General features: G+C 71.8%; 6 protein-coding genes, 1 tRNA gene and 1 other RNA gene. 5 read left to right on the forward strand and 3 right to left on the reverse strand.

Going from position 1 to position 8,778, the window contains the following annotated elements; translation table 11 throughout:
* On the forward strand, window positions 1–1,895 hold a 1,895-nt coding region (locus HP507_RS00560), incomplete at its 5' end, for a helicase HerA-like domain-containing protein (RefSeq protein WP_420890007.1).
* 16 nt (window positions 1,896–1,911) lie between these two features.
* Here HP507_RS00560 and HP507_RS00565 read toward each other — a convergent pair.
* Window positions 1,912–2,556, reverse strand: a complete 645-nt coding sequence (locus HP507_RS00565; RefSeq protein ID WP_175349939.1) for a hypothetical protein — start codon at window positions 2,554–2,556, stop codon at window positions 1,912–1,914.
* Window positions 2,557–2,888: 332 nt separating this feature from the next.
* Window positions 2,889–2,976, reverse strand: a tRNA-Ser gene (locus tag HP507_RS00570).
* 122 nt (window positions 2,977–3,098) lie between these two features.
* Between HP507_RS00570 and pta the strand changes: the two genes are divergently transcribed.
* Window positions 3,099–5,207, forward strand: coding sequence for a phosphate acetyltransferase (gene pta, locus HP507_RS00575; RefSeq protein WP_175349940.1), 2,109 nt, complete (start codon window positions 3,099–3,101; stop codon window positions 5,205–5,207).
* A gap of 65 nt (window positions 5,208–5,272) precedes the next feature.
* The gene (locus HP507_RS00580; protein WP_175349941.1) at window positions 5,273–6,472 is read left to right on the forward strand and encodes an acetate/propionate family kinase; all 1,200 of its coding nucleotides are present in this window, start codon (window positions 5,273–5,275) and stop codon (window positions 6,470–6,472) included.
* Here HP507_RS00580 and HP507_RS00585 read toward each other — a convergent pair.
* On the reverse strand, window positions 6,465–7,139 hold the full coding sequence (locus HP507_RS00585; protein ID WP_175349942.1) for an SDR family oxidoreductase: 675 nt from the start codon (window positions 7,137–7,139) through the stop codon (window positions 6,465–6,467). The genes HP507_RS00580 and HP507_RS00585 overlap by 8 nt on opposite strands.
* Before the next feature lie 37 nt (window positions 7,140–7,176).
* Here HP507_RS00585 and ffs point away from each other — a divergent pair.
* Together ffs and HP507_RS00595 are read left to right on the forward strand one after the other, a co-directional pair.
* An RNA gene (gene ffs / locus HP507_RS00590) (signal recognition particle sRNA small type) lies at window positions 7,177–7,273 on the forward strand.
* 164 nt (window positions 7,274–7,437) lie between these two features.
* The coding region (locus tag HP507_RS00595) for a DNA polymerase III subunit gamma and tau (protein ID WP_175349943.1) at window positions 7,438–8,778 on the forward strand (1,341 nt) is incomplete at its 3' end.

The following is an 8,778-nucleotide window of genomic DNA, read 5'->3' on the forward strand; positions in this document are numbered from 1 at the left end:
ACGCGGAGCCGGCGGTCGCCGAGTCGCCGGCACCCGCCGGCCTGGAGGCGCCACTCGCGCCCGACGCGGAGCCCGCGGTGGACAACGCGACCACCCCGGTGCCGCAGGCGACGCCGGTGGCTGGCACCGCGCCTCCCGTCCGACCGACGGCCGGGCTGGCGGACGCACCGATGACCGTGGCAACGGACGGGCCGCTCGACGCCGACGCGGTCGGCGTGATCCGTGCCGGCTACGAGGTCGAGGGCAGCGCGGTGCAGCTCGGCGCCCTCGTGAACGGCGCGGCGCTGCCCGACGTGCAGGTCCGGATCCCGCTCGGCATGCTGAACCGGCACGGGCTCGTCGCCGGTGCGACCGGCACCGGCAAGACCCGCACGCTGCAGGTCCTCGCCGAACAGATCGCCGCGAACGGGGTGCCCGTGTTCGCGGCCGACATCAAGGGCGACCTGTCCGGGCTCGCCGTCGCGGGGCAGGCGAACGACAAGCTCCTCGCACGCACCGCCGGCATCGGGCAGCAGTGGCAGGGCGTCGCGAGCCAGGCCGAGTTCTACTCCCTCGGGGGCCAGGGGACGGGCGTGCCGATCCGCGCGACGGTGTCCGGCTTCGGTCCGCTGCTGCTGTCGAAGGCCCTCGGCCTGAACGACACGCAGGAGTCCTCGCTCGGTCTCGTGTTCCACTACGCCGAGCGCGCGGGACTGCCGCTCGTCGACCTGTCCGACCTGCGGAGCGTCCTCACGTTCCTGGTGAGCGACGAGGGCAGGCCGGAGCTCGCTGAACTCGGCGGCCTGTCGAAGCAGACCGCGGGCGTGATCCTCCGCGAACTGATCACCTTCGCCGACCGGGGCGCCGACCGGTTCTTCGGCGAGCCGGAGATCGACACGACGGTGTTCCTCCGCACCGCCGCCGACGGCCGGGGGATCGTCAGCCTGCTCGAGGTACCCGGCGTCCAGGACCAGCCCGAGGTCTTCTCGACCTTCCTGATGTGGCTGCTCGCGGACCTGTTCAACGAGCTGCCCGAGGTCGGCGACCAGGACAAGCCGAAGCTCGTGTTCTTCTTCGACGAGGCGCACCTGCTGTTCAGCGGGGCGTCGAAGGACTTCCTCGAGCAGATCGTCCGGACCGTCCGACTGATCCGATCGAAGGGCGTCGGCATCTTCTTCGTCACCCAGACGCCGAAGGACGTCCCGAACGACGTGCTCGCGCAGCTCGGGTCCCGCGTGCAGCACCAGCTCCGTGCGCACACCCCCGACGACGCGAAGGCGCTCCGGGCCACCGTGTCCACGTACCCGACGAGCGACTACGACCTCGGCGAGGTGCTCACGTCGCTCGCCACCGGTGAGGCGATCGTCACCGTGATGAACGAGCGGGGCGCCCCGACCCCGGTGGCCTGGACGCGGCTGCGCGCGCCGGAGGGGTCGATGGACGCGCTGTCGGCGGCGGACCTGGAGGCGCGGGTGCAGTCGTCACCGCTGCTCGCGACCTACGGCACCCGGCTCGACCCGGATTCCGCGCACGAGATGCTCGCCCGGCGGATGGAGGCCGCGGCCGCGGAGGCGGCGGCGGCCGATGCGCGGGAGACAGCGGCGGCAGCGGCTGCCGAGGCGCAGAAGGAGGCGTCGCGGGCTGCTGCGGTGGCCGCGAAGGCGGCCGCCGCGAAGGAGAAGCAGGAAGCACGCGAGCGGGCCGCGGCGCAGAAGGAGTACGAGCGGGCGCAGCGCGAGTTCGAGCGTGCCGAGCGCGCCGCCGACGCGCGGCGGTCGAAACGGTCCTCGACCCGGACGACGACGTCGCGGAAGGCGAACGATCCGCTGACGGACCTGCTCGGGTCCGGTCTGGGCGGCACCATCGCCAAGGAGGTCGTGCAGGGGATCTTCTCGACCCTGCGCCGACGCCGGTGACCCGCCTCGTCCGGGATCAGCCGCCGACGAGTCCGGCGGTCTCGATGACGAGCAGTCCGGCGACGGCGAGGGTGGCGGCCACGGCGACGGCGACGTACGCGCCGCGCTGCTCGTACCAGGCTCGACTCGCCGGGTAGCGCCGCACGAACTCGCGGAGCGACATGGGCCGGGTCTGGTCCGTGACCTGGACCCCGAGCGCCTCCACGACGCGGTCGATGCCGGTGTCGCCCCAGGTGTCGGCGCGCAACCGGAAGAGGTGCGCCCCGGCGGCGTCGAAGGCCACGAGTTCCCGCGTCGTCCGTTCGACCGCGCTGCCGTAGGTGGTCGCGAGCACCAGGCTGTGCACGCGGTCGCGGGCCACACGGCGGTTGGGGGTGACGACACCACGGATGGTGACGGCGACGGGGTCGATGCCGATGAACGCCGTACCGAGTCGGACGAAGACGATGCCCACGTGCACCGCGAGGACGATCACCACGGTCGCGACGAACGTCCAGAGGCGCAGGGGGAGCGACACCCAGACGAGGGCGACGGCGAGCGGCACGGCGGAGAACACGACGCTCAGGATCGTCGAGCGCACCAACGACCGTCGCGGCCGCAGGACCACGTCGTACGCGGTGGCGCGTGGGCGAGCAGCCGCCGGCGCCGTCAGGTCCCCCACGTGGACTCCTCGCCCCTCGGGTGCCCGGGCAGCACTCAACGTCCGCCCCGGGAGCGACGCCCCTGCCGCTCCTGCACCGTGTCCGACCCGTCCGGGGGTCGTCCGTCCCGGCAGTCTAGAGGTGCGACGGGTATCGAGGACAGCCCGTTCCACCCCTCGGCCTCGTTTCGCGGCCAGTCCATGGCGAACGGGGTGCAGCGGGGTCCGTCGCGTGGGGGACTCCCCGAGCACAGAAACCCCCGGAACGGACCGTCCCAGGGGCTTCTGCTGTCGGCGGAGAATGGGGGATTCGAACCCCGCAGTTGGGTGCTGTGCGCGCACCCAACTGCGACTGGCGGAGAATGGGGGATTCGAACCCCCGAGGGCTTGCACCCAACACGCTTTCCAAGCGTGCGCCATAGGCCACTAGGCGAATTCTCCTGGCACCGTCTCGCGACGACGACACCCCATGGTACAGGTCTTCGGGGGTGTGGATGACCACCTCCGTCCGCCGATCCGTCCGCTCCCAGTTGTCACGACAAGCGCGCGGCTACCCTGGACCCGTGTCGACCCGCATCTACATCACGTCAGCAGAAGGGCACACCGGCAAGAGCACCGTCGCCCTCGGGGTCCTCGAGACCCTCGCACGCTCGGTCGGACGGGTCGGCGTGTTCCGGCCGGTGGCCCGCTCGGTGGACGAACCCGACTACGTGCTCGAGCTCCTGCTCGGACACACCGCCGTCGGCATCTCCTACGACGACGCGGTCGGCGTCACGTACGACGACGTGCACGCGGACCCCGACGCGGCCCTCGCGACGATCGTCACGCGGTTCGCCCAGGTCGAACGGCAGTGCGACGCGGTCGTGGTGCTCGGCTCGGACTACACCGACGTGGGCAGCCCCACGGAGCTGTCGTTCAACGCCAAGGTCGCGGTCAACCTCGGCGCCCCCGTGCTGCTCGTGCTCGGTGGCCGCGACGCCGGGGAACGCGACGCCCGCACGCCCGCGGACATGGCACAGGTCGCCGACGTCACGACGAGCGAACTCCGGGCGGCGCACGCGCAGCTCTTCGGCATCGTCGTGAACCGTGCCGATCCGGACGCCCTCGCCGCCGTCGTGTCGAGCGTCGAGCACGCCGTGCACGACGACCACCCCGACCTGCCGGTGTGGGCCATCCCCGAGGACCGCGTCCTCGTCGCCCCGACCGTGCGGGCGCTGCTCGCCGCCACCGGTGCGACGCTCGTCCGCGGGGACGAGGCGCTGCTCGACCGCGAGGCACTGGGGACCGTGGTCGCCGGCATGAGCATGGAGAACGTGCTGCCGCGCCTCATCGAAGGCGGCATCGTCGTCGTCCCGGGGGACCGGAGCGACGTCCTCATCGCCACGCTGCTGGCGAACCAGTCCGAGACCTTCCCGAGCCTCGCCGGCGTGATCCTCAACGGCGGGTTCGAGACGGCGCCGCAGATCTCGCGGCTGCTCGAGGGGCTCTCGAGCTCGCTGCCGATCGCACAGAACGACCTCGGCACGTACGACACCGCGCTCCGCATCACCCAGACGCGCGGGCGGCTCGCGGCCGACTCCCCGCGGAAGGCCGACCTCGCGCTCGCGCTCTTCGAGCAGCACGTCGACGCTGACGCCCTCCGCGACCGGCTCCAGCTCGCCCCCTCCGGCGTGGTCACGCCGCTCATGTTCGAGCACGGGCTGCTCGACCGGGCCCGCGGCTACGGGAAGCGCATCGTCCTGCCCGAGGGTGACGACGACCGCATCCTCCGAGCGGCATCGACGCTGCTGCAGCGGCAGGTGTGCGAGCTCACGATCCTCGGCGACCCCGCGGCGATCCGCACCCGAGCGACCGAACTCGGCCTCGACCTCGAGGCCGCGCAGCTCGTCAGCCCGTTCGACCCCGAACTCCGCGAGCGCTTCGCCGAGGAGTACACGAAGCTCCGGGCGCACAAGGGCATGAGCATCGAACTCGCCCGGGACACCGTGACCGACGTGTCCTACTTCGGGACGCTCATGGTCCAGCTCGGCCTTGCCGACGGCATGGTCTCCGGGGCGAAGCACACGACGGCGCACACGATCCGTCCCTCCTTCGAGATCATCAAGACCCGCCCGGAGACCTCGATCGTGTCGAGCGTGTTCCTGATGGCCCTCGCCGACCGGGTCCTCGTGTACGGCGACTGCGCCGTCATCCCGGACCCGACGAGCGAGCAGCTCGCCGACATCGCGATCTCGTCGGCCGAGACCGCGACGCAGTTCGGCATCGACCCGCGCGTGGCGATGCTGAGCTACTCCACCGGCGACAGCGGCACCGGGGCCGACGTCGACAAGGTCCGCGCCGGCACCGCGTTCGTCCGCGAGCGCCGTCCCGACCTGCTGGTCGAGGGACCGATCCAGTACGACGCCGCCGCCGACCCGACGGTCGCGAGCACGAAGATGCCGGACTCGCCGGTGGCCGGCCGCGCGACGGTGTTCATCTTCCCCGACCTCAACACGGGCAACAACACGTACAAGGCCGTGCAGCGCTCTGCCGGTGCCGTCGCGATCGGCCCCGTGCTGCAGGGACTGCGCAAGCCGATCAACGACCTCTCCCGCGGCGCGCTCGTCGGCGACATCGTGAACACGGTCGCGATCACCGCGATCCAGGCCGGCACCGCGTCCGACGTGGCCTGACCGTCCGACCCGCGCCGCGCCTCCAGTCCGGCCGACCAGGCCATGAGCAGAAAGCGACACCACCAGTGACCGCAGCCCTCGTCGTGAACTCGGGTTCGAGTTCGTTCAAGTACCAGCTCATCGAGCTCGAGGGGGAGCGCACGCTCGCCTCCGGACTCGTCGAACGCATCGGCGAGTCCACGGGGGCGTGGAAGCACACCAACGCGCTCACCGGTGAGTCCTCGTCCAACGACTCGACCGAGGTCCCCGACCACGCCGCCGGCTTCCAGGCGATGATCGACGCGTTCGCCAAGGTGGGTCCGTCCTTCGACGAGTACCCGCCCGCCGTCGTCGGCCACCGCGTCGTGCACGGCGGCACCACCTTCGATCGGGCCACCGTCGTGACGGACGACGTCGAGCGCGAGATCGAGGAACTGAACAGCCTCGCGCCACTGCACAACCCGGCCAACCTCGAAGGGATCCGGGCCGCGAAGCAGGTGTTCTCGGACGTGCCGCAGGTCGCCGTGTTCGACACCGCGTTCCACCAGACGATGCCGCCGCACGCGTACACGTACGCGATCCCCGCGGACCTCGCCGCGAAGTACCGCATCCGCCGGTACGGCATGCACGGGACGAGCCACAAGTACGTGTCCGAGCAGGCCGCGGAGTTCCTCGGCCGACCGCTCGCCGAGCTGAAGACCATCGTGCTGCACCTCGGCAACGGGGCGTCCGCGGCGGCGATCGACGGTGGCCGATCGATCGAGACGTCGATGGGCCTCACACCGCTCGAGGGCCTGGTCATGGGCACCCGCTCCGGCGACCTCGACCCGGCCGTCCTCATCCACCTCCACCGCGAGGCTGGCCTGTCGTTCGACGAACTCGACACGATGCTCAACAAGCAGTCCGGGCTGCTCGGGCTCACCGGGAACGGCGACATGCGCGACGTGCAGGACGCGGCGCTGAACGGCGACGACGACGCCGAGGCGGCGCTCGCCGTGTACCGGCACCGGATCCGCCGCTACGTCGGCGCCTACACGGCGCAGCTGGGCGGGCTCGACGCGGTCGTGTTCACCGCGGGCGTGGGCGAGAACAACGCGCTGCTGCGTCGCCGGGTGCTCGCCGGACTCGAACACCTCGGGATCGAGGTCGACCGGGACCGGAACGAGCTCGCCTCGAAGGAGGCGCGGCTCATCTCCACGGACCGCTCACGTGTGGCGGTGCTCGTCATCCCGACGAACGAGGAGCTCGAGATCGCCCGGCAGTCGGCTGCGGTCGCCCTCAGCTGAGGGCGGAGAGGGCCGCGGGGATGGGGGTGTTGCCGCTCGTGACCTCGAACTGGACACCGACCGCGGTGTCGTCGAGGAGCGCGTGCAGCACGACCGCCGCGACGTCCGCGCGCGGGATCGAGCCGCGCGGCACCGTCCGGCCGACGTCGACCGTGCCCTGGGGCGGGGTGTCGAGCAGGGCGCCCGGGCGCACGATCGTCCACCGGAGGCTCCGCGCGCGGAGGCTCGCGTCCGCCTCGGCCTTGGCGCGCAGGTAGACCTGGAACACGTCGGCTTCGGTCCGGGCGGGCACCACCGCGCGCTCCGGATCGTACGAGTCCGCCGCCATCGCGGAGATCATGACGTAGCGGCGGATGCCGGCACGTTCCGCCGCGTCGGCGAGGAGGATCGCGCCGTCACGGTCCACCGTGAGCTTCCGCTCGGCACCGCTGTTCGGCCCGGCTCCGGCTGCGAAGACCACCGCGTCGACCCCGCGGAGCCGGAGCGCGAGCTCGTCGTCGTCCAGCTGTTCCAGATCGGCGACGATCGCCGTCGCGCCCTGCTGCTCCACGTCGGGGACGTGCGCGGGGTTCCGGACGATGGCGACGGCGTCGTGGCCGGCGTCGGTGACGAGGCGGGCGAGGAGGAGGGCGATCTGACCGTGTCCTCCGGCGATGGCGATCTTCATGTGTCCGATCATGCCCGGTGCATCCGGTAGACTTCTCGGCGGCTCCTCACGTGACGCCATCCAGGCCAACTCCCCCAGGGCGGAAACGCAGCAAGGGTAACCGGGCTCTGGCGGGTGCGTGAGGAGTCTTCTTCGTTCCGCGGGGTAACCGGGGCTGTGCTTTCTCGTGTGCGGGTGCGTGAGGAGTCTTCTTCGTTCCGCGCCGGCTCTCGCGGGTGCGTCCGAGCCGAGCGCCGGACTTCCCACAGGTCGCCGTCCGGCGGCACGGGGTGTCGGTCGTCCCGGTTACCCTTGGGGCGTGGTCACCGCCCTGTATCGCCGTTACCGGCCCGAGAACTTCGCCGAGCTGATCGGACAGTCGCAGGTCACCGATCCGCTCCGGACGGCCCTGCGCACGAACCGGGTGAACCACGCGTACCTGTTCAGCGGTCCGCGCGGCTGCGGCAAGACGACCTCGGCCCGCATCCTGGCGCGCTGCCTCAACTGCGCCGAGGGGCCGACGGACACCCCGTGCGGCGTGTGCCCGAGCTGCGTCGAACTGGCCCGCGGCGGCGGGGGATCGCTCGACGTCATCGAGATCGACGCCGCCAGCCACAACGGTGTCGACGACGCCCGCGACCTCCGCGACCGCGCCGTGTTCGCACCGGCACGCGACCGCTACAAGATCTTCATCCTCGACGAAGCCCACATGGTGACGCCGCAGGGCTTCAACGCGCTCCTCAAGCTGGTGGAGGAACCGCCGGAGCACGTCAAGTTCATCTTCGCGACGACCGAGCCCGAGAAGGTCATCGGCACGATCCGCTCGCGCACCCACCACTACCCGTTCCGACTCGTCCCGCCGGCAGCCATGCTCGAGTACGTCGAGCAGCTCTGCACGCAGGAATCGGTGACGGTCGCCCCGGGCGTGCTGCCCCTCGTCGTCCGGGCCGGCGGCGGGTCGGTCCGAGACACGCTGTCGCTGCTCGACCAGCTCATGGCCGGAAGCGAGGACGGGGCGATCGCCTACGACCGTGCCGTCGCACTCCTCGGCTACACCGACGCGGCGCTGCTCGACGACGTCGTGGACGCGCTCGCCGTGGCCGATCCCGCCTCGGCGTTCGCGGCGATCGACCGCGTGGTGCAGACCGGGCAGGACCCGCGCCGCTTCGTCGAGGACCTGCTCGAGCGCCTCCGCGACCTCATCGTCGTCGCCGCGACGAACGAGAGCGCCGCGGCCGTCCTCCGGGGCGTCTCGCCGGAAGAACTCGACACGATGACCCGCCAGGCCGGGGTCTTCGGTGCCACCGGGCTCTCGCGCGCGGCGGACATCGCGAACCGGGCGCTGACCGAGATGACGGGGGCGACCTCGCCGCGACTCCACCTCGAGCTCATGACCGCGCGGATGCTCGTGCCCGAGGCCGACGACACCCAGCGTGGTGCGCTCGCCCGTGTGGAGCGTCTCGAGCGACGCATCGGCGTCGGGGACGCCGGTGGCCACCAGGCCGGACCGGAGACGATCCCGGCAGCGGGGACCACGCCCGCGCCGACCACCTCGCGCGCACCCGGCGCCACGGTCGCACCTGCCGCCACGTCTGCGTCGGGGGCGCCCGCGCGCCCGGAGCGTGCTCCGGAACGGTCAGCGCCAGCGCCGGCCCCAGAG

The organism is Curtobacterium pusillum (assembly GCF_013359865.1).
Classification (GTDB): Bacteria; Actinomycetota; Actinomycetes; order Actinomycetales; family Microbacteriaceae; genus Curtobacterium; species Curtobacterium pusillum.